General features: G+C 72.9%; 22 protein-coding genes. 10 read left to right on the top strand and 12 right to left on the bottom strand.

Going from position 1 to position 21,795, the window contains the following annotated elements; genetic code table 11:
- Positions 1-209 precede the first annotated feature (209 nt).
- Positions 210-1,127, top strand: coding sequence for a LysR family transcriptional regulator (locus QFZ64_RS33825; protein WP_307071295.1), 918 nt, complete (start codon positions 210-212; stop codon positions 1,125-1,127).
- Between the two features lie 105 nt (positions 1,128-1,232).
- Here QFZ64_RS33825 and QFZ64_RS33820 read toward each other — a convergent pair whose 3' ends face one another.
- The 3 genes from QFZ64_RS33820 to QFZ64_RS33810 all read right to left on the bottom strand — a co-directional run bounded on the left by QFZ64_RS33820 (position 1,233) and on the right by QFZ64_RS33810 (position 3,828).
- Positions 1,233-2,249 carry an SDR family oxidoreductase gene (locus tag QFZ64_RS33820; protein ID WP_307071294.1) on the bottom strand — a complete coding sequence of 339 codons (1,017 nt, stop codon included), beginning with the start codon at positions 2,247-2,249 and terminating at the stop codon, positions 1,233-1,235.
- A gap of 193 nt (positions 2,250-2,442) precedes the next feature.
- Positions 2,443-3,438: a sulfite exporter TauE/SafE family protein gene (locus QFZ64_RS33815; RefSeq protein WP_307071293.1), complete on the bottom strand. Its 996-nt coding sequence runs from the start codon at positions 3,436-3,438 to the stop codon at positions 2,443-2,445.
- 195 nt (positions 3,439-3,633) lie between these two features.
- Positions 3,634-3,828: a DUF2795 domain-containing protein gene (locus tag QFZ64_RS33810; protein ID WP_307071292.1), complete on the bottom strand. Its 195-nt coding sequence runs from the start codon at positions 3,826-3,828 to the stop codon at positions 3,634-3,636.
- A gap of 164 nt (positions 3,829-3,992) precedes the next feature.
- Here QFZ64_RS33810 and QFZ64_RS33805 point away from each other — a divergent pair, with 164 nt between their 5' ends.
- Positions 3,993-4,343: a hypothetical protein gene (locus tag QFZ64_RS33805; RefSeq protein WP_307071291.1), complete on the top strand. Its 351-nt coding sequence runs from the start codon at positions 3,993-3,995 to the stop codon at positions 4,341-4,343.
- A gap of 163 nt (positions 4,344-4,506) precedes the next feature.
- Here the strand turns inward: QFZ64_RS33805 and QFZ64_RS33800 are convergent, their stop codons facing one another.
- The 6 genes from QFZ64_RS33800 to QFZ64_RS33775 all read right to left on the bottom strand — a co-directional run bounded on the left by QFZ64_RS33800 (position 4,507) and on the right by QFZ64_RS33775 (position 9,588).
- Positions 4,507-4,848 (bottom strand): DUF3040 domain-containing protein, encoded by a 342-nt coding sequence (locus tag QFZ64_RS33800; RefSeq protein ID WP_307071290.1) that lies wholly within the window; start codon positions 4,846-4,848, stop codon positions 4,507-4,509.
- A gap of 261 nt (positions 4,849-5,109) precedes the next feature.
- Entirely contained in the window at positions 5,110-5,469 is a 360-nt protein-coding gene (locus tag QFZ64_RS33795) for a hypothetical protein (RefSeq protein ID WP_307071289.1), read from the bottom strand.
- Positions 5,466-6,329: an extradiol ring-cleavage dioxygenase gene (locus tag QFZ64_RS33790; protein ID WP_307071288.1), complete on the bottom strand. Its 864-nt coding sequence runs from the start codon at positions 6,327-6,329 to the stop codon at positions 5,466-5,468. Before QFZ64_RS33790 ends, QFZ64_RS33795 begins: the two co-directional genes overlap by 4 nt.
- Positions 6,330-6,457: 128 nt before the next feature.
- A complete protein-coding gene (locus QFZ64_RS33785) occupies positions 6,458-7,321 on the bottom strand; it encodes a citryl-CoA lyase (protein WP_307071287.1) in 864 nt (287 codons plus the stop codon).
- Positions 7,314-8,534, bottom strand: a complete 1,221-nt coding sequence (locus QFZ64_RS33780; RefSeq protein ID WP_307071286.1) for a CaiB/BaiF CoA-transferase family protein — start codon at positions 8,532-8,534, stop codon at positions 7,314-7,316. Before QFZ64_RS33780 ends, QFZ64_RS33785 begins: the two co-directional genes overlap by 8 nt.
- A 256-nt stretch (positions 8,535-8,790) precedes the next feature.
- Positions 8,791-9,588, bottom strand: a complete 798-nt coding sequence (locus QFZ64_RS33775) for an IclR family transcriptional regulator C-terminal domain-containing protein (protein ID WP_307071285.1) — start codon at positions 9,586-9,588, stop codon at positions 8,791-8,793.
- A gap of 405 nt (positions 9,589-9,993) precedes the next feature.
- On the opposite strand from QFZ64_RS33775, the gene QFZ64_RS33770 reads away from it, so the two are divergent.
- A complete protein-coding gene (locus QFZ64_RS33770; RefSeq protein WP_307071284.1) occupies positions 9,994-11,502 on the top strand; it encodes an amidohydrolase family protein in 1,509 nt (502 codons plus the stop codon).
- Positions 11,503-11,569: 67 nt separating this feature from the next.
- On the opposite strand, the gene QFZ64_RS33765 is transcribed toward QFZ64_RS33770, so the two are convergent.
- Positions 11,570-12,307, bottom strand: coding sequence for an SDR family oxidoreductase (locus QFZ64_RS33765; RefSeq protein WP_307071283.1), 738 nt, complete (start codon positions 12,305-12,307; stop codon positions 11,570-11,572).
- 145 nt (positions 12,308-12,452) lie between these two features.
- Here QFZ64_RS33765 and QFZ64_RS33760 point away from each other — a divergent pair, with 145 nt between their 5' ends.
- Entirely contained in the window at positions 12,453-13,052 is a 600-nt protein-coding gene (locus QFZ64_RS33760) for a TetR/AcrR family transcriptional regulator (RefSeq protein WP_307071282.1), read from the top strand.
- A 442-nt stretch (positions 13,053-13,494) separates the two neighbouring features.
- Entirely contained in the window at positions 13,495-14,967 is a 1,473-nt protein-coding gene (locus QFZ64_RS33755; protein WP_373430785.1) for a glycoside hydrolase family 76 protein, read from the top strand.
- A 49-nt stretch (positions 14,968-15,016) separates the two neighbouring features.
- On the opposite strand, the gene QFZ64_RS33750 is transcribed toward QFZ64_RS33755, so the two are convergent.
- On the bottom strand, positions 15,017-15,631 hold the full coding sequence (locus QFZ64_RS33750) for a hypothetical protein (RefSeq protein ID WP_307071280.1): 615 nt from the start codon (positions 15,629-15,631) through the stop codon (positions 15,017-15,019).
- A gap of 173 nt (positions 15,632-15,804) precedes the next feature.
- Here QFZ64_RS33750 and QFZ64_RS33745 point away from each other — a divergent pair, with 173 nt between their 5' ends.
- From QFZ64_RS33745 to QFZ64_RS33725, 5 genes are all read left to right on the top strand, one after another.
- Positions 15,805-16,929: a glycoside hydrolase family 76 protein gene (locus QFZ64_RS33745; protein ID WP_307071279.1), complete on the top strand. Its 1,125-nt coding sequence runs from the start codon at positions 15,805-15,807 to the stop codon at positions 16,927-16,929.
- A gap of 238 nt (positions 16,930-17,167) precedes the next feature.
- Positions 17,168-17,683 carry a SigE family RNA polymerase sigma factor gene (locus QFZ64_RS33740; protein ID WP_307071278.1) on the top strand — a complete coding sequence of 172 codons (516 nt, stop codon included), beginning with the start codon at positions 17,168-17,170 and terminating at the stop codon, positions 17,681-17,683.
- Entirely contained in the window at positions 17,673-18,353 is a 681-nt protein-coding gene (locus QFZ64_RS33735) for a hypothetical protein (RefSeq protein ID WP_307071277.1), read from the top strand. Before QFZ64_RS33740 ends, QFZ64_RS33735 begins: the two co-directional genes overlap by 11 nt.
- Before the next feature lie 145 nt (positions 18,354-18,498).
- A complete protein-coding gene (locus tag QFZ64_RS33730) occupies positions 18,499-19,095 on the top strand; it encodes a TetR/AcrR family transcriptional regulator (RefSeq protein WP_307071276.1) in 597 nt (198 codons plus the stop codon).
- 66 nt (positions 19,096-19,161) lie between these two features.
- Positions 19,162-20,079, top strand: a complete 918-nt coding sequence (locus QFZ64_RS33725) for an NADP-dependent oxidoreductase (protein ID WP_307071275.1) — start codon at positions 19,162-19,164, stop codon at positions 20,077-20,079.
- Positions 20,080-20,389: 310 nt separating this feature from the next.
- Here QFZ64_RS33725 and QFZ64_RS33720 read toward each other — a convergent pair whose 3' ends face one another.
- Entirely contained in the window at positions 20,390-21,787 is a 1,398-nt protein-coding gene (locus QFZ64_RS33720; protein ID WP_307071274.1) for a DHA2 family efflux MFS transporter permease subunit, read from the bottom strand.
- Positions 21,788-21,795 lie beyond the last annotated feature (8 nt).

Genomic DNA, 21,795 nt, shown 5'->3' with positions numbered 1-21,795 from the left:
GACTTGATCGAGGACTCGTTCGTGGACATGGCGAACTCCTTGGGCGCGGAAGGGGAAGGCAGAGGGAGGGGAGGAGGGCGAGGCAGGGAAGGAACATCGGGCCGCCGCTGTCGCTGCCTCACTCGCTCGGGCGAAGCGGCCTGCACCCGACGGTAGAGAGAGCGCGGATTAACTACAAATGCACGCTCGTCATTCATAAACTTACTCACATGCAATTGGACTTGAATCTCCTCACCGCCCTCGACGCGCTCCTGGAGGAGGGAAGCGTGGCCGGCGCCGCCGCCCGGCTGCATGTGACGGCTCCCGCGATGAGCCGGACGCTCGGCCGGATCCGCAAGGCGACCGGCGATCCGGTCCTGGTCCGCTCGGGGCACACGATGGTTCCCACCGCCCACGCGCTGGCGCTGCGGGAGGAGGTCCACGACCTCGTGCACCGCGCCCACGCGGTGCTGTCCACCCGCAGGGAGATCGATCTGGCCACGCTGGAGCGGGTGTTCACCGTGCGCTGGCACGACGCGCTCACCGCCGCGTGCGGTCCCGCCCTGGTGGCAGCGGTGCACCGGCAGGCGCCGGGGGTTCGGCTGCGACTGGTCGCGGAGTCCTCCTCCGACACCCCCGAACTGCGGCGCGGCGAGGTCGACCTGGCGTCCGGGACCGGCCCGTCGACGGCGCCCGACGTCATCAGCCGGCTACTCGGCGAGGACCGCCTCGTCGTCGCGCTGCGCACCGGACATCCGCTCACCGCGCGGCCGTTGACCGCCGAGCGGTACGCCGCGGCCGGCCATCTCACCGTCTCCCGCCGCGGCCGGCTGCACGACCCGGTCGACGCCGCCCTGGAGGGCCTCGGGCTGCGGCGGACGGTCGTCGCGGCGGCGCCCAGCGCGGCCACCGCCCTGCAGTTGGCCCGAGAGACCGATCTGCTGGTCACGGTCCCCGGCACCATCATTCGCACCGCGCTCGACGCGCTGGGGCTGACGACGCATCCGCTGCCGGTGCCCATGGCGCCGATCCCGGTTCATCTCATGTGGCACCGGCGCCACGACAACGACCAGGCCCACCGGTGGCTGCGGGAGCAGGCGTGTGCCGCGGTCGAAGCGGTGCTCGGACCGCCGCCGCCGGCCTCGTGACAGGAGGTGACCGCGGCAGTGGCAGGGGGGATGACACGGGTCACGGAGCCCGGTGGGCGCCCCCGGCGCCCGGTCCCCTCCGCGGCGTGGTGACCGGCTGCCTGGTCACCGGCTGCGGGAACCCGTGAGCGCCGCGACCACGCCGAGGCCCGCCGCCGTGGCCGTGAGGCCGCCGAGCAGGGCCCGCCGGTGCCGGGACAGCCACAGCACCGGGTCGCGGCCGTGCGCCTGCTCGCCGAAGGCCCCGTGCGCTCCCCGGTCCTCCGTCGCGTCGGAGGGCTCGTCGAGGTTGGCCCCCCAGCGCGGCAGGTCCTCGTCCGTCTGCTGGGCCTGGACGACCTTGCGTCCGAGGTAGAAGTCCATGAACGCGGGGGCGAGGCGTTCACCCAGGATGGTGTACGCGGTGGACAGGCCCACCCACAGGTTGCGCCGCGGGTGCTCGGCGAGGAAGACGATGCCCTTCGCGGGGAGCTCCGGCTGGAACACGGGCGGCACCGGCTGGGGGTGCTTCGGCATCCGGCTGAGGTTCCAGTTGAACTGCGGGGTGTTCAGGCCGGGCAGTTGGATCATGCAGATCCTGACCTTGCTGCGCTCGTGGATCAGTTCCGTCCTGACCGACTCGGTGAAGCCCTTGACCGCGTGCTTGGCGCCGCAGTAAGCGGACTGCAACGGGATGGAGCGGTAGGCCATGGCCGAGCCGACGTTGACGACGACACCCCGGTCGCGGGGCCGCATGTGCGCGAGAGCGGCCCGGGTCCCGTTGACCTGGCCCAGGTAGGTGACCCTGGTCATGCGTTCGTACTCCTCGGGCGAGGTGTCCCAGAAGAAGGTGAGCGCACCGGCGAAGGCCACGTTGACCCAGACGTCGATCTCGCCCAGTTCTCGCTCCACCTGCTCGGCCGCGCGCCGCACCCCCTCGTGGTCGGCCACGTCGGTGGGAATAGCCAGTGCGCTGCCTCCGGCCTCCTCGACGTCCTTCACCGCGCCGTCCAGACCGGCCCGGCCGCGGGCGAGCACCGCCACGTCGTATCCGCGTGCCGCGAACTCGCGCACGGTCGCCCGGCCGACTCCGGCGGTCCCGCCGGTCACCACCGCGAGCTTTCGCCCTGTCCTGCTCGGCATCAGTGCTCTCTCCTCGGTCCTCGGTCCTCGGTCCTCGGTCCCCGGTTCCCGGTTCTCGATCGCGTGATCGTCCTCGGACGGGGGGGCGCCCCCTGCCGGGGGATGCGGAGTACCCCCAGGGAGGGGGTGAGCAAACGGGGCGGAGACGGGGTTCCCCCGAGGAGCGGCGGATGCCGGTCGGTGGCGGGCCCGCTCAGGACGACAGGCGCGCCTCCTCCGCGGCGACGTGCGTCGCGTCGTCGCCCTCCGCCGGCCCCGACCCCGACCCCGACCCCGGCACCGGCACCGGTTCCGGCACCGGCGCCGGCGCCGGCGCCCGGACGGGTACGGCACCTCGCCTTCGGTCCCTCAGCGTGAGCCCGGCCCCCGCCCCGGCGATCAGCACCGACACGGCCACGAGGACGCCGCCCGGCACCTTCAGCATGGACAGACCCGACCCCGTCAGCAGCACCACGAGGACCCACCGCAGCGCCGGTCCCGTGACCCGGGTCGACAGCAGGGCTCCGACGACGACACCCGGGACCGCCCCGACGAGCAGCGTCGCCGCGAGTCCGAGATCCGCGTCGCCGCTCAGCAGATGCCCGAGCGCGGCCGCGGCGACCACCGGAATGGCCTGCACGAGGTCCGTGCCGACGAGCTGGTTCGCCTTGAGCCGTGGATGGGCCAGCATCAGCATCACGATGATCAGGGACCCGGAGCCGACCGAGGTCATGCCGACGACGGTGCCACCGACCAGTCCGATTCCCAGGGTCACGAGCGGGCGCACGGCCACGTCGCCGGACTCGTCCCCGGCGGCATCGCGCCTCCGGTCGAGCCACATGCGGACGAGCATGCCGAGGACCGCGAGGAGCAGCCCAGCGCCGATGACGTACTTGACTCGTCGCTGCAGCGCGTCGCCGTCGCCGAGCGTGCGGAGCAGGAAGACGCCGCCGAACGCGGCAGGAACGGCGGTGGGCAGCAGCCTGCGCACGATGTCCCAGCGCACGGTGCCGGCACGCTGGTGCACGACCGCTCCGAACGGCTTCATGAACACGGATGCGGCGAGGTCGCTGCCGATGGCCGCGGTGGGGTTCACCCCGAAGAACATGACCATGATCGGCGTCATGAGCGCGCCGCCACCCATACCGGTGAGCCCTACGGCAAGGCCGACGAGAGCCCCGGAAAGGATGAGCGGCCCGGAAAGATCCATGGCCGCACACTAGTGAGTTTTCCTATGGGAAACGTAGGGAATCCACCCTTCGGACACCTCGGCCCCGCGCGGGCCCGGCGGCCCCGCAAGCGCGGGGGACACAGCGCGCGGGGGCCGCTGAAGCCCGCAGGGGTGCGCCGGGGGGCACGGTCGTCCGTCCGTCGGCCGGCTCGGCCGGTCAGGCCGGCCGCCCCGTCACCCGTTGTCGAACACGGCCTTCTGCACCTTGTTGGGGCCGTCGAACTCCGCCACGTCGGCGTGCGACAGCTTGTCGACGAGGGCGCTGTCCGCCCCGTTGTTCCTGGCCAGCTCGACCAGATCGTCGCGGCTCGCGGGATAGTCGGCGCCCTTGAGGGCCTTCTGGAGGTCGATGGGGCTGATGCCGGCCATGGCGCTGCTCCTTCGGGATGGTTTCTGGTGAAACGCACGGTTCCGGGTCAAGTCACCCTCCGGATCGGGCGTAAACAACCGGCACCCCGATTCGCTCGGCCCACGCGGGGTACTTCCGCGGTGACGCACTGGCACTGGCCGCCGGTCGCTGGAAGGGAGCAGGCATGCTGTCTCATGCGCTCGAGCGTGGTGTCCTCGTCCTCACCGTGCACCGCGATCCCGGCCCCGCCGGGCGTGCCGCGCTCGCCGCGGAGATCGGCAATCTGGTCCACGCGTACCGGCCGAGGCCCGTCGTGGTCGTCCTCGAGGAGCCCGCCACGGGAGACCCCACGGTCGGCGCGGTACTGCGCGCCCACCGCCTGTGCAGCGGCCTGGGCGTCCTGATGTCCGTGTCCACCCACAGTGCGCCCGCGCGGCGACTGCTGGAGGCGGGCGCGGACACCGGTGGCTGTCGACTGGTCGTGCACGCGCGTACGGCCACCGCCATCGACGCGGCGTTCGCCGCCGCGGCCTGACGGCATTCGGCTGGGGCTGTTGCGAAAGTCCCGTCGTCCGCCCGGAGGGCGGGCCCTGCGGCGTCAGGTGAGTGCTCTGGGGGTCCCCCTGCTCGAACGAAGCCGAGAACTTGGGGGAGCGTGCATGGCGTCGCGGGGCCAGGCGGGACTTTCACAACAGGCCCTAGGCGCGCCCGTACACGCCCGGCCCCGGGCCCTGGAGGGCGTGGCCGGGCCGGTGAGTCCGGTGGTCCGGCCGGTGGGTCGCGGCACCGGCGCCGAGGGCGGACATGAGGGCGACGACGATCAGCGCGACGGCCACGCAGGCCGCGATGAGCAGCCGTCGTCTGCGGCGCACGGCGCGGAGGCGCGACGGCTCGGCGGGCGGGGGAACGGCGGGCGCGGGCCGGCAGGGGACCGGCTGGGCCTTCGTGATGTCGCCGAAGGTGTCCAGTTCGGCCGCGAGGTCGGGATCCTGGGTCAGGAGTTGCCGCTCGATCTCGGCCAGCTCACGTTCGTAGTCCATGAGGCGCTCCTTGAAGTGCGGCGCTGCGACGGTCGCGCCGCGCGACGGCGGCTGCGGTCGACCGTGTACGGCACGGCGCGACCGTCGCGTGACGACGCGGACCGGGCCGTGCGGGCCCTCGCCGGTGAAGTACCCGTACTGGCCGACCCGACGCCGGATGACGACGTTTTCCCGCCCGGCCGTGCCGTTCCGCCCTACCCGCTTCCGCGCACCCACGCGCCCGTGCACACGCAGCCGGCGCCGGCTCCGGTCCCGTCGCCCTCAGGTGGCGATGTCGGGGTAGGGCAGCGACATGTGCGCCAGTCTCCTCGCGTACTCGGTCTGGAAGCCCATCGGCGGGTGGTCACGCTCGAAGAGGCCGATGAACAGGGTGAGGGTCAGGAACGGGTGCGCGCCCATTTCGAAGAGCGTGACGTAGTCGTGGGTGGCCAGCGCCTCCCGTTCGGCCTCGTCGAACCGCAACCAGGTGGAGGACTCGCCGGTGACGCAGTTGAGGATGCGGTTGGCGTACTCCTCCTCCCACCAGGTCACCGTGGCGCGCGGGTCCTCGCGGTAGCGCTCGACCAGCTCCGCATCTCGGTCGACGGTGAACAGGAACTTGTTCAGCAGATACTTGCTCACGGCCGGCCGCCCTTCGGGTACCAGGTGAAGTACGCCTCCATCGTGTGGAAGAGGTCGTAGGTGTCGACGTAGTCGGCCCGCAGTCCCTCCCCCGCCACGCCCATCATCAGCATGAAGTCCATGAAGCCGTGGGTGGCGTTGCCGGGCAGATGGAGGCTGTCGAGGGTGACCTCGGACAGGCAGCCCTCGATGTCGCCCGACCCGATCCACCGGACCGCCTTGCGGTCGAACTCCGGGTCGGGTCCGGTGGGTCCGAACTGCCGGGGCCCGCCCAGCTCCAGGGACAGGTGACCGGTGCCGATCACCGCGACCCGTTGGTCGGCGGGCCAGGACTCCACCAGGGCCCGGATCGCGCGCCCGAGCTGGACGAACCGTTCGGGGCGCGGCAGCGGGGGCGCGAAGATGTTGGTGTAGACAGGGACGATCGGCAGGTCGTTCTGCGGGCGGAGCGTGATGATCGGGCATGTGATGGAGTGGTCGATCCGCAGCTCGTTGGAGAAGGCCAGGTCGAAGCCGGCGTCCAGGCCGCCGCGCAGGAGGTGCGCGGAGAGGTCCTCCTGGCCCTGGAGGACCATTCTCGGCAGGCCGAACTCGCGTTCCTCGTTGTGGAAGTTGGCGTCGTAGACGGGCGCCTTACCGACCAGGAACTGGGGCATGTTGTCCAGCCAGAGCTGGTGGAAGTGGTCCGAGCCCACCATCACCAGCACGTCCGGGCGCGCCTTCGTCAGGGTCTCGCGGAACGCCTCGATCTTGCGCACCCATTCGTCCGCGAAGGGCGGGCGGTCGTCGCCGGTGGAGGTGCTGGCGCGGTAGTAGAAGGGGTGGTGCGTGGACGCGATGACCGCGACCAGTTCAGCCATGCGGACCTCCGTTGGTGGGACCGGCGGGCGTCGGCTTCGGCCCGAGCGGCTCGGCGGTGCAGGGGTCGGGGGGCGGGGAGCAGGGAGCGGGGAGCAGGGAGCGGGGGCCGGGGGGACGAGTCGGGAGGTCACGAGTCGGGGGTGCACGGACCGGGGGTGTACGGGTCGGGTGGTACCGAGCGGTTGTTGAGGTCGACGGAGAGGAACATCTCGTTCGCGACCGGGTGCCGCAGTTCTTCGGCGAGCTGGCCGATCAGTCCGGCGGTGCGGGCCAGCAGGGCGAAGCCGCGCAGTAGTTCCAGCGGCAGGCCGAGGTCGGCCAGCGCGGCCCCGCAGACGCCTGCGCCGTTCAACGGCAGGGTACGGCCGAGCACGTGCGGATGGACCCGGCCGATCGCGGTGAAGAGCGTCAGGTGCGGCCCGAGGAGGTCCTCCTCCGCCGCGAGGGCGAGCAGCCGGGGGGTGCGCGGGTCGCCGTCCTTGTGGACGTGGTGGCCGAGCCCGGGGACGAACCGGCCGCTCGCGCGCCGGGCCCGTACGGTCTCCAGTGCCACCGCGTCCCAGCCGGCGTCGTCCTCGGGCAGCGCGCCGTCGAGTCCGGTCAGCACGTCGTGCAGCCAGCGGCCGCAGTCCTCGGTGACGCCGAGGAAGCGGGAGCCGCCACCCAGCAGTCCGGCGGCGAGCGCACCCTGCACGGAGTCCGGCGCGGAGAGGTAGGTCAGCCGGGTCACCATCGCGGTGGGCGTGAAGCCGTGGTCGGCGAGGGCGGCGAGCACGGCCTCGAAGACGCGGGTCTCGCCGGGGGTGGGCCGTCGCTGGGTGGCCAGCCAGAAGGCGAGTTCACCGAAGCCGACCTCACCCATGATGTCGCGGGCCAGGTCGTGTCCGAGCAGGGTGATCGACTCACGGGAGGACGCGCCGAGGGCGGTGGGGTACACGGGTGCGGGCGCGGGCCCGGGGCCGGTAGTGGGCGCGGGGCGGTCGTCAGCCATCGCCGTCCTCCTGGGAGGTCGTTGAAGTCCCGGCGCTTTGGGGGGCGTTGAGCCAGGCCCGGATCTCGGCGCCGTGCTCGTCGGGTTCGGGCGGGGGCAGTCGGTAGGTGGCCGGGGTCGCGGAGAAGCGGATGGGATGCCGGGTGGTGGGCACCGTGCGGTCCCCCTCGCCGACCTCCACGACCGGCTCCAGGCCGAAGCGTTCGGCCATGGCGAAGCCGCCGTCGATGGTGTTGATGGGGCCGCACGGCACCCCGGCCGCCACCAGCAGGTCGAACCACTCGAGGGCGCCGCGGACGCGCAGCCGTTCGACGAGCAGCGGCCGGAGCTCGTCGCGGCGCTCGGTGCGGTCGGCGTTGCGGGCGAACCGTGGGTCGTCGGCGACCTCGGGGATGCCGAGCACCTCGCAGAGCCTGCGGAACTGGCCGTCGTTGGCGGCGGTGACGATGAGGTCGTTGTCGGCGGTGGGCAGCGGCTCGTAGGGGAAGACGCTGGGGTGGGCGTTGCCCATCCGGTAGGGGACGACGCCGCCGGCCGCGTAGGCGGAGCTGTGGTTGACCAGTCCGGTCAGCGCCGACGACAGCAGATTGACCTCGACGTGCTGGCCGGTGCCGGTGGCATCGCGGTGGCGCAGGGCGGCCAGGATGCCGATGACGGCATGGTTGCCGGCCATCACGTCGAAGACGGAGATCCCCGCCCGGTACGGCGGCCCGTCCGGGTCGCCGGTCAGGCTCATCAGCCCGGAGATCGCCTGCACCATGAGGTCGTACCCGGGCACGTTCCGCCCCGGACCGGTGCCGAAGCCGCTGATGGAGGCGTAGACGATGCCGGGGTTGTCCTCCCGCACGGAGTCGAAGCCGAGTGCGTAGCGGTCGAGGCCGCCGGGCTTGAAGTTCTCGATCAGGACGTCCGCGCGGCGGGCGAGTTCGCGGGCCGCGGCGGCGTCGTCGGGGTCGCGCAGATCCAGTGCGAGGGCACGCTTGCCGCGATTGACGCCCAGGTAGTACGTGGAGACGCCGTCGCGTACCGGGGGCATCCAGGTGCGGGTGTCGTCGCCGCGCGGCCCCTCGACCTTGATGACGTCGGCGCCCATGTCGGCGAGCAGCATGGTGGCGTAGGGACCCGCCAGGATGCGGGAGAAGTCGGCGACCAGCAGTCCCGACAGGGGACCGCCGCCCCCGGCCTGCGAGTCGGGTCCGGTGTCGTCTGCCATCAGAGACCGCCTCCAAGCGTCGACCGCTGTACGGACGACTGTCCGCTCTCCGATTCTGGCACGACGGACGGCGCGGACGTCAAGGGTCGGAGAGTGCGCGTGCGCTCCTCCGGGGCCGCCGAGCGCACGCACGGAACGAGGGAACCGCTGCCTGGTGGTGCGGCGAGCGGGGGCCCCTCGGTTCGAGCGATGCCGAGAGCCCGAGGGAGCGTGCCGGTCGTCGCGGCGGGGCGAACGATGCCTGTTGCGGCACTGGTTACCGGACGACGTGGGGGGCCGTCTCCAGACGGGCGAAGTCCGCGCTGATCTCGCCGGCCGCCTGCAACAGCAGCGGCAGATGGTGGTCGAGCAGCCGCTCGACGGAAGTCTCGGCGGCGTGGGCGTTGACGTTGAGCGCGGCGATCACCCGGCCCGAGCCGTCGCGCAGCGGCACGGCCACCGAGCGGATCCCCAGGGTGAGCTGCTCGTCGGTGAGCGCCCAGCCACGCGCCCGCACCTCGCGCAGCTCCGCGTCGCGCTCGGCGCGTTCCGGCTGCCAGCGCGGTACCAGGCCGGACCTGCTGGGCTCGGCCAGGACCTCGTCCAGCCGCCCCGGGTCGAGCGCGGCGAGCAACACCTTGCCGAGCGACGTCTGCAACGCCGGGAAGCGCGTGCCGATCTGCACGGCGAGGGCGACGATCTTCGGCACCGACACGCGCGCCACGTACACGATGTCGGAGCCGTCGAGCTGGGCCGCGGACACGGACTCGCCGGTTCCCGCCGACAGCCGTTCCATGTGCGGCCGGGCCACGTCCCACAGTCCCATGGACCGCACATAGGCGACCCCCAGCTCCAGCACGCGCGGGGTCAGGGCGAACCCCTGCGGGTCCGCCCGCACGTACCCCAGTTCCTGCAGAGTGAGCAGGATGCGGCGCACGGTGGGCCGCGCCAGCCCGGTCGCCGTCGCGAGTTCGCTCAGCGCCATGACGGGCCGGTGCGGAGCGAACGCGGTGATCACCTCCAGGCCGCGGGCCAGTGCCTCGATGAAATCCGGTCCGGTGCCCTCGCGCGGCATGGTCTCTCCTCGCAACGATCTGTCGGGGACGGCGGGGGAACCGCCTGACGGAGCGGGCGCCACCCTACTGCACGGGTGCGCCGGTGCGTCCGGCAGACGGACAGCCGTCAAGGGCGGTCCCTCCGCCCCTCCCGCCCACTCACGAGCGGCGGAACCACAGGTGGAGAGCGTGCGCACGGCATGCGTGAGCCCTTCCCATGCGCGGCCCGCGCAGGCATTGGTCGACGTGCGACCGGTGTACGGACGCCCTGCCCGCCTCGCCGTCCCGCCCCCGCGCCGATCGATTCCGTACGGGCGCTTGACACCGTCGGACCCGCTGCCCAGAGTGACAACCATCCCTTGGCGACCGCTTGGCGGACAGTCGTCCGCCACCGAGGTCGTACCCGCGGTGTGAGGAGTCCACGGATGAGCGAGTCGAGCGGACCGGGTGAGCCGGGCGGATCGAGCAGGCCGAGCGGGGCGAGCGGATCGAGCGGGGCGAGCGAGTTCCGCCCTGGACGACCGGTGGTCCTGAGGGGCGGGACGGTGCTGCCGATGGACGCCTCACGCCGGGTCCTCACGGGCGCCGACGTGCTCGTCGTCGACGACCGGATAGCCGCCGTCGGGCACGGTCTGGAGGTTCCCGAGGGCACCGCCGTCATCGATGCCACGGACGGCATCGTGATGCCCGGCATGATCGACACCCACCGCCACATGTGGCAGACCGCGATGCGCGGCTACGGCGCCGACTGGACCCTCACCCAGTACTTCGTCTGGTACTACCTGGAGTCCGGCAAGCTCTTCCGCCCCGAGGACGTCCACGCGGGCAACCTGCTGGCGGCGATGGAGGCGATCGACGCCGGTGTCACCACGGTGGTGGACTGGTCGCACGGTCTGCGGACCGTGGACCACGCGGACGCCGCCGTCGACGCCCTGCGCTCGGTGCCCGGCCGGGCCGTCCTCGCCTACGGCAACATCCAGCAGCCGCCCGCCGAGTGGACCGGCAGCCCGGAGTTCCGCGACTTCGTGCGGCGCCGGATCACCGGGGACGACATGCTGGGCTTCCAGCTCGCCTTCGACGTGACCGGCGACCCCGCCTTCCCGGAGAGGCCGGCGTTCGAGGTGGCCCGCGAACTCGGCGTGCCGGTGACCACGCACGCCGGCGTGTGGGGCGCAACGGGCGACGACAGCATCCGGCTCATGTACGACCACGGGTTCATGACCCCGCAGACGGTCTACGTGCACGCCGCCTCGCTGTCCGCCGACTCCTACCACCGCATCGCCGCGACCGGCGGCTCCGTCTCGGTCTCGACCGAGAGCGAGCAGAGCGCGGGCCAGGGCTACCCGCCCACCTGGGCGATCCGCGCCCACGGCATCCCGGTGTCGCTGTCCATGGACACCAGCGTCTGGTGGAGCGGCGACCTGTTCTCCGCGATGCGGACCACTCTCGGCGCCGACCGTTCCCGGGAGCACCTCCAGGCGCAGGCGAACGGCGACACCGTCACGCACGTCGCGCTGCGCGCCGAGGAGGTGGTCTCCTGGGCCACGCGCGGGGGCGCGCACGCCCTCGGCCGTGACGATCTGGGCAGCCTGGAACCCGGCAGGAAGGCGGACCTGGTCCTGATCAAGAACGACCACTCGCCGGTCTCGTTCCCCCTGCTCAACCCCTACGGTCACGTGGCCTTCCAGGCCCAGCGCGGCGATGTGCACACGGTCCTGGTGAACGGCAGGGTCGTCAAGCACGAGCACCGGCTGCTGGGCGTCGACCTGGCCGCCGCACGGCGGGAGATCGACGGCACGGTGGCGTATCTGCGCGAGTCGCTCGGCGAGGAGGGCTGGCGGAAGGGCATGAATCCGGACGTGCCGGAGACGAAGATCCTCGACAACCCGTACACGTACACGGACTACCGCAGCGGATCCACCCACGGCGGCTGAACCGGCCGCCGCCCGGGGGCGCCCGCCGCCCGACCGCGCCCTTACGCTCGACCGCGCGGGCCCGCCCTCAGTCCTGCGCGGTCGAGCGGACGACGATCTCGCCGACGTCGACGCCCGCGGGCTGCTCGATCGCGTAGGCGATGGCGGAGGCGACCGCCGAGGGCGGCATGGCGATCTCGTCGCGCCGCCGGACCAGCGCCCCGGCGATGTCGGGGCTCCCCGCCTTGCCCACGCCCTCCGTGTCGGTGAACCCCGGGGAGACGAGGGTGACGCGCAGGTCGGGTCCCGACTCCTGGCGCAGCCCCTCGGTCAGTATCTTCACCGCCGTCTTCGTCGCCGCGTAGACGCCCATGGGCGCCTTCACCACGTAGGCGGCGGTGGAGGCCACGTTGACGAACTGGCCGGAGCGCTGCCGCCGGAAGACCGGCAGTGCCGCGCCGATGCCGTTGAGCAGGCCCGTGATGTGGGTGGCGACCATGGCGTCCCAGTCGTCCTGGCGCAGTTCGTCGAACGGGGAGACCGCCATGGTGCCCGCGTTGGAGACCAGGACGTCGAGCCGGCCGAAGCGGTCCACCGCCGTGCCGGTGAGCAGCGCGAGGTCCGCACGGTGCCTGACGTCCACGACGACTCCGACGGCCGAGCCGCCCTGCGCGGTGATCCGGTCCACCACGCCGTCCAGCCGGTCCTTGCGCCGGGCGCCGAGCACGACGCGGGCTCCCCGCGCGGCGAGATGCAGCGCCGTCGCCTCACCGATGCCGCTGCTGGCGCCCGTGAGCGCGATGACCTTGTCCTTGATTCCCGACATGACACGTCCTTCGAAGGATCGGTGGATGGGCAGGCCGATGGGTGGCCTACAGTGGAAGTGGAGGCGTCCCCACTTCCCTTCGAGGCTAAGTGGGGACGCCCCCACTTAGCAAGCCGGGATGCCTGGGAAGGGATGACGAACACCGATGACCGAGGAAGCGGCACGCCCCCTGCGCGCCGACGCGCGGCGCAACCGGGAGAAGATCCTCGCCGCCGCCGTGCGCGTCTTCGCGACGGAGGGACTCGACGCCCATCTGGAGCGCATCGCCAAGGAGGCGGGGGTGGGCAGCGCCACGCTGTACCGCAACTTCCCCACCCGTGAGGCGCTGGTCGAGGCCGTCTACCGCAACGAGGTGGCCCAGCTCTGCGAGGCGGCCCCCGCCCTGCTGGCGCAGAAGCCTCCCCTGGAGGCGCTGCACGACTGGACCCGGCTCTTCCTGGACTACGTGACGGTCAAGTACGGCGTGATCGACGCCCTGCGCGCCATCGCCGCGTCGGGGCGCGGCAACCCGTACGGCCACAGCCGCGAGCTGATCTGGGGCGCACTGCGCGTCCTCATGGACGCGTGCGTGGCCGCGGGCGCGATCCGCACCGACATCGGCCCCGACGACATGGGCACCGCGCTGGAGGGCATCGCCCTCACCTCCTCCGGCCGCGAGGACCGCGCCCGGGCGGAGCGCCTTCTGGACCTCACCCTGGACGGCCTGCGCATCAGCACGAGCACAAGCGCAAGTACGAGCACCTGAGCAGGGCGCCGGCCTCGCACGCGGGCCAGAGGCCGGCCCGCGGTGGGCGCGGCCCAGGACGGGCGCAACCGGCGCGCCGCCCCTGGCGCGCCCACCGCCGCCGCGCCCACCCGGGCGTCGGCCCGCGGCCGGGCCCCGCCACCGCGAAGTGCAACTCGGCTTCCGTCCGGCCCCGTTGACGTCCCCCCAGCTCAGCACTACCGTCTGAGAGCGCTCTCTGTGTCAGGCGCCGCGCGAGCGCCTCACCGAAAGCCCGCTCCCCCCTCGCGTACTCCCCCATCGCACTCCCCCATCACGCTCCACCCCCGCATCGCCTTCGCCCCGCTCTCACCCCACACCCCCGGGCCCACCGTCACGACCTGCGACCGCACGGCACACCCGTCCTCGCCGCCCCGGCCCGGGGTCCCCCACCGAGCAGGGAGGTCCTCCCCCCATGACCACCATGTCCAGACCCGGAGCGCTGCGCCGGCCCGCCGTCGTACTCGCCACGGTCCTCGGCGCCGCCCTCGCGGCCCTCACTCCCACCCCGGCCACCGCCGCGGACACCTCCACGGCGGCGACCATCTGCAACACCTACTGCGACGCCCGCGACCCCGCCGCCTCCCCCGGCGACCGCACATCCGTCACCGCGAGCATCTACGGCCGCTCCCTCACCCTGCACTTCGACGACTCCGACGCGATGGGCTGGGCCTCCCTCACCAACGGCAGCCCCGGCGACGAGGTCTGGCTGGACCGCTCCCTCGACGGCGGCCGCACCTGGAACTCCGGCAGCAAACTGGGCGACACCACCGTGCCCGCCGGACAGAGCGGCCGGCGCACCCAGATGTACAACATCGACGACTGGAACAACCACGGCGTCGGCGCCCTGCGGGCCTGCGGCAAGGCCGGGGACCGCGGCGAGATCGCCTGCACCCCGTGGGCGCGCACCACGTGGAACGCCGGCGAGCGGCGCACCGCCGCTGCCACCGGCCTGATGAGCCTGTACAACTACGGCACCGGCCTGTTCGACACCACCGGCTGGTGGAACTCGGCCAACGCCCTGACCGCCGTCATCGACAACATCCGCCTGACGGGCATGGGCAGTTACCGCTACGCGATCGCCCGCACCTACGACCAGAACATCAACGCGCAGGGCGGGCAGTTCCGCAACGACTACCTCGACGACACCGGCTGGTGGGGCCTGGCCTGGGTCGCCGCGTACGACCTCACGGGTGACAGCCGCTATCTGAACACCGCGCGGGCCGACGCCGACCACATGGCCGCCTACTGGGACGGCACGTGCGGCGGCGGCGTGTGGTGGAGCACCGCGCGCACCTACAAGAACGCCATCACCAACTCCCTGTACATCCAGCTCGACGCGGCCCTGCACAACCGCATCCCCGGTGACACCGCGTACCTGTCCCGCGCGCGGTCCGGCTGGAGCTGGTTCCAGGGCACCGGCATGATCAACGGTTCCCACCTGGTCAACGACGGCGTGAACCTCTCCACCTGCCGCAACAACGGCGACACCGTCTGGTCCTACAACCAGGGTGTCCTCCTCGGCGCGCTGACCGAGCTGTACAAGGCCACGAATGACGGTGGCACCCTGACCGCCGCCCGGCAGATCGCCGACGCGGCGACCACCACGTCCTCCCTGCACACCGGTGACGGCATCCTGCGCGACCCGTGCGAGAGCGGCGACTGCGGGGGCGACGGTCCGTCCTTCAAGGGCGCGGACGTGCGCGGCCTGGCCCGGCTCAACTCCGTGCTCTCCGACCATCCTTACACGTCCTACCTGCGGCGCCAGGCGGACCGTGCCTACTCCGCCGACCGCAACGCGCTGGACCAGTACGGCCTGCGCTGGTCGGGTCCGCTGGACAAGGTGGACGCGGCACGCCAGCAGAGTGCCCTCGACCTGCTGAACGCGGCGTCATGAGCGGGATCACGGGCGGAACCGTGAGCGCGGCCGTGAGCGGGGCCGCGCGTCACTCGCGGCGGCCGCGGTCGTCGACAACGTTGTCCGGGCGCGGAGGGAGGACGACCGCGAGGGCGGCTCTCCCCGTCCTCCTCTCACTCCTCCTGGTCCTCACCGGGGCGCTGGCCGGTGTCGTCGCCCTGCCCACGCCCTCCCGGGCGGCGACCGGGCAGGTCTGCGCCCTGGCATGCGACGCCCTCGACCCCTCCCAGGCGCGGAAGGAGACCTTCCCGGTCGCCGACCGCACGGTCAACGGGCGCGTACTGCGGCTGCACGTCTCCGACCCGGACGACATGGCGTGGGCGAGCATCGACAACGGCACGCGGGGCGACGCCGTCTGGCTCGACCGCTCCTGGGACCGGGGCGCCACCTGGGAGGGACTGCTCGGCAAGGCGAGCATCCCCAGCTCCTGGACCGGCACGCGCACCCTCATGTACAACATCACCGACCCGGTGGGGCACCGCCGCGGCTGGATCCGCGCCTGCGGTGACGCCGCCGGTGTCACCTGCACCGACTGGGTGTACCCCAAGGTGTGCGACGGCACCCACTGCGACGGCGCGGACCCCGCCACCGCGCCGTCCGACGAGCGTCCGGTGCCCTCCACCACGCTCTTCGGACGCACCATCAGCCTTCACGTCGACCAGCGCGACGCGACGGCCTGGGGCACGATCGAGAACGGCGGTCCGGGCGACGAGATCTGGCTGGACCGTTCCTGGGGACGAGGGCGCCACCTGGCCCGAGGGCTCCTCCCTGGGCCGCACCGGCGTGTCCTCCGGCGCCACATCGGCCCGTACGGCCATGTTCGCCACCCGCGACCCGCGCGGGCTGCTCTACGGCGGTGCGGTCCGCGCCTGCGGCCGGGAGGCCGGCCACGCGGAGGGGAGCTGCACCGCGTGGGCCCGCCCCGCGCCCACCCGGGCCCGCGCGGCAGCGGACGCGCTGATGGCGTCGTACCGGACCGACGAGGGCTGGTGGCGCAGCAGTTGGTGGAACTCGGCGGCCACTCTCACCGCGCTCGTCGACTTCGCCCGGCGTACCGGGGACCACGACTACGACTGGGCGATCGCCCGTACCTTCGAGCAGAACCGGGGGGTCTTCCCCGCGGGCGGCCGCGGTTCCGACCCGATCGAGGGCCACTTCATCAGCCGCGCCGTCGACGACGCGGCCTGGTGGGCGATCGCCTGGCTGGACGCGTACGACCTCACGCACGAACGCCGGTACCTGGACGAGGCGGTCACGATCACCTCGTACATCCACACGTTCTGGGACACCGGCACCTGCGGCGGCGGGGTGTGGTGGAACCGTGAGCGCACATACAAGAACGCGGTGACCAACGGCCTCTATCTGTGGCTCACCACCTCGCTGCACCAGCGGCTCCCCGGTGACACCACATGGGGCACGCGCGCGACCACGGCGGCCGGCTGGTACCTGAACAGCGGCCTGATCGACTCCTCGGGCCTCGTCAACGACGGCCTCACCGGCGGCTGTGCCAACAACGGGCAGACGGTGTGGAGTTACAACCAGGGACTGGCCATCGGCGCGTTCACCCAGCTGTGGCGGTCCACCGGTGACGACCGCTACCGGAGCACCGCGAGGCGTCTCGCCGACGCGGCCCTCTCCTCTCCCCTGCTGACCCGGAACGGTGTCCTGACGGAATCCTGCGACACCGGCACGAACACCTGTGACGACAACCAGAAGCAGTTCAAGGGCATCTTCGTCCGCCACCTGGCCGACCTGGCGGACGCCACGAACTCGGCCGCCTACCGCGCCTTCCTCGTGAAGCAGGCCGACACGATCTGGACCACCGACCGCGATCCCCTCAACCGCCTCGGCCAGCGCTGGTCCGGCGGTTCACCGAACGTCAGTGACTGGCGCACCCAGGCCGGTGCCCTGGAGGCACTGACCGCGGCCGACGGCCTCTGACCGCTCCCCGACGTGCCGGGCGACACCAACTGTCGCCCGGCACAGGCGTGTCGGGGCGGCCAGGCGTTGCCGGCAGCGCCCCGGTGGCGGGCGCCCGAAGAATCTCGCGACCGCCGGATCCCGGTACCCGTGTTCGCCGTCTCCCTCTGGGGGTGTGCTTCGATGTGCGCGACCCGTGGGATCCGTTCGTAGCGTGACGGGTGGGTCGCACGGGATTCCGAGACGTTCGGTGGAGAGCATGACCGAGGACGAGTTCGACGCCTTCTACGCGGCCGCGTTCCCCCGTCTGACCGGGCAGCTCTACGCCTTCACCGGGGACCTGGGCGAGGCGCAGGACGTGGTGCAGGAGGCGTTCGTGCGCGCCTGGGGCCGGCGTCACAAGCTCCTGGTCGACGAGGCGCCGGAGGCGTGGACACGTACGGTGGCCATGCGGCTCGCGGTCAGCCGCTGGCGCCGGGCCAAGCGGTGGGTGGAGCTGGTGCGGCACAGTCCGCCGCCCGAACCGGACCCCGGTCCCGGGCCCGAGCGCGCCGCCCTGGTCGCCGCGCTGCGGGAGCTCCCGGAGAGTCAGCGCATGGCGATCGTCCTCCACCATCTGTGCGACCTCAGTGTCGAGCAGGTAGCCTCCGAGACCGGTGCGCCCGCGGGAACGGTCAAGGCCCGGCTGTCGCGCGGACGGGCGGCGCTGGCCCGGCGGCTGGCGGTGGACGAGGCCGAGGAGTCTGCCTGGAGGGAGAGCGGCCGTGTCGGATGAGCTGGCCACCGCGCTGCGCGAGCTGGCGAGCGCACACGAGGCCGCGGCTCCCGTACCCCCCGCCGAGATCCGCGTCCGGGCGCGGCGCCGGCTGCTGCGCCGTCGGGTGACGGCGGCGTTCGGCGCGGCGGCCACGGCGGCCTGTGCGCTGACGGTCGCCGCGTTCACCCTGCACGAGGAGGGGCCCGCCCCGCGCCACCACCGATCGGCCGCGGCCTCCGGCACCGCCCCCCGCCCCGTGTCGACCCCGGCGCCGCGGCAGGCGGACGGCTCCCTCGACCTGGGCGGGCACACCCTGCACTCCGGGGACCGGGTGCTGCGGATCGACTCCGCCTCCCTCACCGCCTTCCCGACCGGTGGCACGCTGACGGTCACCGCCAAGCGCCGGCCGCTGCTGCTCCCGGACGCGGCCGTCAAGGGTCGCGCCTCGTTCAAGGTCCCGTACGTGGTGGAACTGCGGACGGCCGACAACACACAGGTCTACGCCGGTGCCCTCGCACCCGAGAAGGCGGCCGGTTCGCTCGGCACCGACACGGGGTGGCTGGGCCTGGGGGCCGGGGACGCCAAGTGGTTCTACGACCGCGCCCGCGTCGGGGACCGCTTCGAGGTCACCACCGGCCCCGTGCCGGAGACCCGGACCCCCTGGGTCGCCACCTCACCCACCCGGTAGTCGGGAGGGGTGGTCTTCCGGCCGGAGGGCCGGTGGGAAAATGGGGTGCCGGGGCGGACCCCGGCGACGCAGGCAGACGGCAGAACGCTCGGCCGTACGGGAGGGACCCCGTGCCGTACGGTGGGGGCGCTGAGAGGAGCCCCACGTGGTGGACGACGCCCACGAGCCCACGGTCCGGTCCAAGCGGGCGGACGCCCGGCGCAACGAGCAGACCCTGCTGGACGCGGCCGCCGCGGTGTTCGTCGCCTCCGGCGTCGAGGCGCCGGTGCGGGACATCGCGGCCAGGGCGGGCGTCGGGACGGGCACGATCTACCGCCACTTCCCCACCCGGGCGGACCTCATCGTCGCCGTCTACCGGCACCAGATCGAGGCGTGCGCCGAAGCCGGTCCGGCCCTGCTGGCCAGTGCCGCGTCCCCGCACGCCGCGCTGGGCCGGTGGATCGACCTCTTCGTCGACTTCCTGGTGACCAAGCACGGCCTCGCCTCCGTGCTCCGCTCGGACGACCCCGGTTTCCAGTCCCTGCACGCCCACTTCCTCGACCGGCTCCTCCCGGTGTGCTCCGAGCTGCTGGACGCGGCGGTCGCTTCCGGCGAGATCCGCCCCGGCCTGAAGCCGTACCAGCTGATGCGCGGCGTCGGCAACCTCTGCATCGGGGCGGAACGGGATCCGGAGTACGACGCCCGCCGCCTCGTCGGCATCCTCGTCGCGGGACTGCGACAGCCCGCCGACGACAGGCCATGATGAGCGACAGGACCGTCCGGCGTCGTGGCCGCGGGGGTCTCCGTGCGGCGAGAGGGGAACACTGTGATGAAAGCCGTTGTGGCCACCGACCCGGCCGCGGGAACGGCCGGGACGACGCTGACGGACCGGCCCGAGCCGTCCGCGGCGATCAACGACGTCATCGTCCGCGTTCACGCGTCGGGCTTCGTCCCGACCGAATGGGAGTGGCCGTCGACCTGGACCGATCGCGCCGGCCGTGACAGGACCCCGTCGATCCCCGGCCACGAGCTGGCCGGAGTGGTCACCGCCCTCGGCTACGGCACGACGGGACTGTCGGTCGGACAGCGGGTGTTCGGCCTCGCCGACTGGCACCGCGACGGCACCCTCGCGGAGTACGTGGCGATCGAGGCGCGCAACCTCGCACCACTGCCCGGCGACGTCGACTTCACGGTGGGCGCGTCCCTGCCCATCTCGGGTCTGACCGCCTGGCAGGGGCTGTTCCAGCACGGCCGTCTCCAGGCCGGCCGGACCGTCCTCGCCCACGGCGCGGCCGGAGCGGTCGGGACGATGGTGACCCAGCTCGCACGCGAGGCCGGCGCCCACGTCATCGGCACCGGGCGCGCCGCCGACCGGGACAAGGTGCTCGACTTCGGCGCACACGAGTTCGTCGACCTCGGGCACGACGCCCTGGCAGACGTCGGCGGTGTCGACCTGGTCTTCGACGTGATCGGGGGCGATGTCCAGCGGAGCTCCGCGGCTCTGCTCAGGGCCGGCGGGACGCTGGTGTCGGTCGTGGGCCCGGTCGAGGCCCGTCCCGCCGACGGCCTGGCGATCGATTTCGTGGTCGAGGCCGACCGCGCCCAACTGGGTGAGATCGTGCAGCGGGTGCGGGACGGGCGGCTGCGTACGAACATCGGCACCACCGTGTCCCTCGACGACGCGGTCGCCACCTTCAACTCGACCGGGCGGCGCAAGGGGAAGACCGTCGTTCGGGTACGTCCGTAGGACCGGACGGGTACCCGCATGGCAGGGGCGATCCCGGTGGTGCGGGTGGACACCGGGCCGCCCGGAACGCGTAGGGCCTGTTGCGAAAGTCCCGTCGCCCGCCCGGAGGGCGGGTCCTGCGGCGTCAGGTGCGTGCTCTGGGGCCCCTGCTCGAAGAGCTCGGGGGAATGCCGGGCCCAGGCCCTCGTACCGGATGTACTCGGGTCCGGGCCCGGTGCGGCGAGAGGGGGTCCCCCTGCCCGAGCGAAGCCGGGAGCTCGGGGGAGCGCGCATGGCGTCGCGGGGCAGGCGGGACTCGTCGCAACAGGCCCTAGCCCCGCACCGGCCGGCGCACCATCACCGCGTCGGGGTCCGGGGCTGCGGCCCGGGGGCTCGTGGTGAGGGGGCTCACCACGAGCACCGTCAGGCCGCAGCCCGCGATGATCCACCACGCACCCGCACGGCTCCCCGCCGCGAGCACCGCGCCGGTCACCGCGATGCCCAGCGCCGCGCCGACCTGACGGCCGGTGGCGGCGATGGCGGCGGCCACCCCCGCCCGGTCGCGCGGCAGCCCGGAGACCGCCGTGTCGGTGATGGGCGCGTTGACGAAGCCGAATCCCACCCCGAACAGCGCGAACGCCACGTCCAGGAGCAGGGTGGAGTGGACGTCGGGACGGGTGGCCGGGAGCGCCAGCAGACCGCCCGCGGCCATGCCGGTACCGGCGAGCAGCAGCGGAAGGCGCGGGCCCCGGCCGGCGACCATCCGTCCGGCCAGCGGCGGGCACAGCAGCGACGGCACCGCCATCGGCAGCAGCTGTGTCCCGGCCGCCAGCGCTCCGAGCCCCAGGTCCCGTTGCAGGTGCAGGGTGGCGGCGAACAGGAAGCCGCCGAGCGCGGTGAAGGCGCACACCGCCATCACCGTCGCCCCGGCGAAGGGGGCGGCGCGGAAGAGCCGGGGATCGATCAGCGGCTCGTGGCGCCGCAGCTCGTAGGGGACGAGCACGGCCGACGCGCCCGCCGAGGCGAGCAGGCAGGACAGGATCAGGGGCGAGGTCCAGCCATGGCCCGGCGCCTCGATGACGGCGTACGTCAGTGCCCCGAGCGCGGCGGTCAGCAGCAGCTGGCCGACCGGGTCCGCCCGGCGGGGGCGCGGCGCGCGCGACTCCGGGACGAACACGGTGGCCAGCAGCAGGGCGGCGAGCCCGATGGGCACGTTGAGCCAGAACACCGAGCGCCACCCGGCGCTCTGCACCAGGACGCCACCGAGGATCGGCCCGGCCGCCATACTGATGCCGACCACCCCGCCCCACACGCCGATGGCGCGGGCCCGCTCCTTCGGCCGCGGGTGGGCGTGCGTGAGGATGGCCATGGCGACCGGGGTCAGCATGCAGCCGCCGAGGGCCTGCGCCATGCGGAAGACGATCAGCCAGTCCAGTGAGGGGGCCAGGCTGCACAGGGCGGAGCCGCCGGTGAACAGCATCAGTCCGAGGTGGAAGACGCGTCGCCGTCCCACCCGGTCGGCGGTGGCGCCGGCCAGGATGAGCAGCGAGGCCAGTACGAGGGTGTACGCGTCCAGGGTCCACTGCAGTCCCGCCAGCGAGCAGTGCAGGTCCGCCTGGATCGAGGGCAGGGCGACGTTGAGGATCGTGGTGTCGAGGCCGACCACCAGCACGCTGAGGCAGCACACGGCCAGGATCACCGTCGGTCGCCCGCGGTCGGTCGTCGGCACGTCGGTGC

Source organism: Streptomyces sp. B3I8, assembly GCF_030816915.1.
GTDB lineage: Bacteria > Actinomycetota > Actinomycetes > Streptomycetales > Streptomycetaceae > Streptomyces.
The sequence above is the reverse complement of the archived record's forward strand: the minus strand, read 5'-3'. Positions and strand labels throughout refer to the sequence as shown.

Excerpts from the sequence above, each read along its gene's own strand:
- QFZ64_RS33815 (WP_307071293.1), bottom strand. The coding sequence starts at position 3,438 with ATGGATCTTTCCGGGCCGCTCATCCTTTCCGGGGCTCTCGTCGGCCTT.
- QFZ64_RS33770 (WP_307071284.1), top strand. The coding sequence starts at position 9,994 with ATGAGCGAGTCGAGCGGACCGGGTGAGCCGGGCGGATCGAGCAGGCCG.
- QFZ64_RS33780 (WP_307071286.1), bottom strand. The coding sequence starts at position 8,534 with ATGGCAGACGACACCGGACCCGACTCGCAGGCCGGGGGCGGCGGTCCC.
- QFZ64_RS33725 (WP_307071275.1), top strand. The coding sequence starts at position 19,162 with ATGAAAGCCGTTGTGGCCACCGACCCGGCCGCGGGAACGGCCGGGACG.
- QFZ64_RS33765 (WP_307071283.1), bottom strand. The coding sequence starts at position 12,307 with ATGTCGGGAATCAAGGACAAGGTCATCGCGCTCACGGGCGCCAGCAGC.
- QFZ64_RS33790 (WP_307071288.1), bottom strand. The coding sequence starts at position 6,329 with ATGGCTGAACTGGTCGCGGTCATCGCGTCCACGCACCACCCCTTCTAC.
- QFZ64_RS33805 (WP_307071291.1), top strand. The coding sequence starts at position 3,993 with ATGCTGTCTCATGCGCTCGAGCGTGGTGTCCTCGTCCTCACCGTGCAC.
- QFZ64_RS33825 (WP_307071295.1), top strand. The coding sequence starts at position 210 with ATGCAATTGGACTTGAATCTCCTCACCGCCCTCGACGCGCTCCTGGAG.
- QFZ64_RS33760 (WP_307071282.1), top strand. The coding sequence starts at position 12,453 with ATGACCGAGGAAGCGGCACGCCCCCTGCGCGCCGACGCGCGGCGCAAC.
- QFZ64_RS33785 (WP_307071287.1), bottom strand. The coding sequence starts at position 7,321 with ATGGCTGACGACCGCCCCGCGCCCACTACCGGCCCCGGGCCCGCGCCC.
- QFZ64_RS33800 (WP_307071290.1), bottom strand. The coding sequence starts at position 4,848 with ATGGACTACGAACGTGAGCTGGCCGAGATCGAGCGGCAACTCCTGACC.
- QFZ64_RS33775 (WP_307071285.1), bottom strand. The coding sequence starts at position 9,588 with ATGCCGCGCGAGGGCACCGGACCGGATTTCATCGAGGCACTGGCCCGC.
- QFZ64_RS33740 (WP_307071278.1), top strand. The coding sequence starts at position 17,168 with ATGACCGAGGACGAGTTCGACGCCTTCTACGCGGCCGCGTTCCCCCGT.
- QFZ64_RS33810 (WP_307071292.1), bottom strand. The coding sequence starts at position 3,828 with ATGGCCGGCATCAGCCCCATCGACCTCCAGAAGGCCCTCAAGGGCGCC.
- QFZ64_RS33745 (WP_307071279.1), top strand. The coding sequence starts at position 15,805 with ATGTTCGCCACCCGCGACCCGCGCGGGCTGCTCTACGGCGGTGCGGTC.
- QFZ64_RS33755 (WP_373430785.1), top strand. The coding sequence starts at position 13,495 with ATGTCCAGACCCGGAGCGCTGCGCCGGCCCGCCGTCGTACTCGCCACG.
- QFZ64_RS33750 (WP_307071280.1), bottom strand. The coding sequence starts at position 15,631 with ATGGTGCGTCCGAAGAGCGTGGTGGAGGGCACCGGACGCTCGTCGGAC.
- QFZ64_RS33820 (WP_307071294.1), bottom strand. The coding sequence starts at position 2,249 with ATGCCGAGCAGGACAGGGCGAAAGCTCGCGGTGGTGACCGGCGGGACC.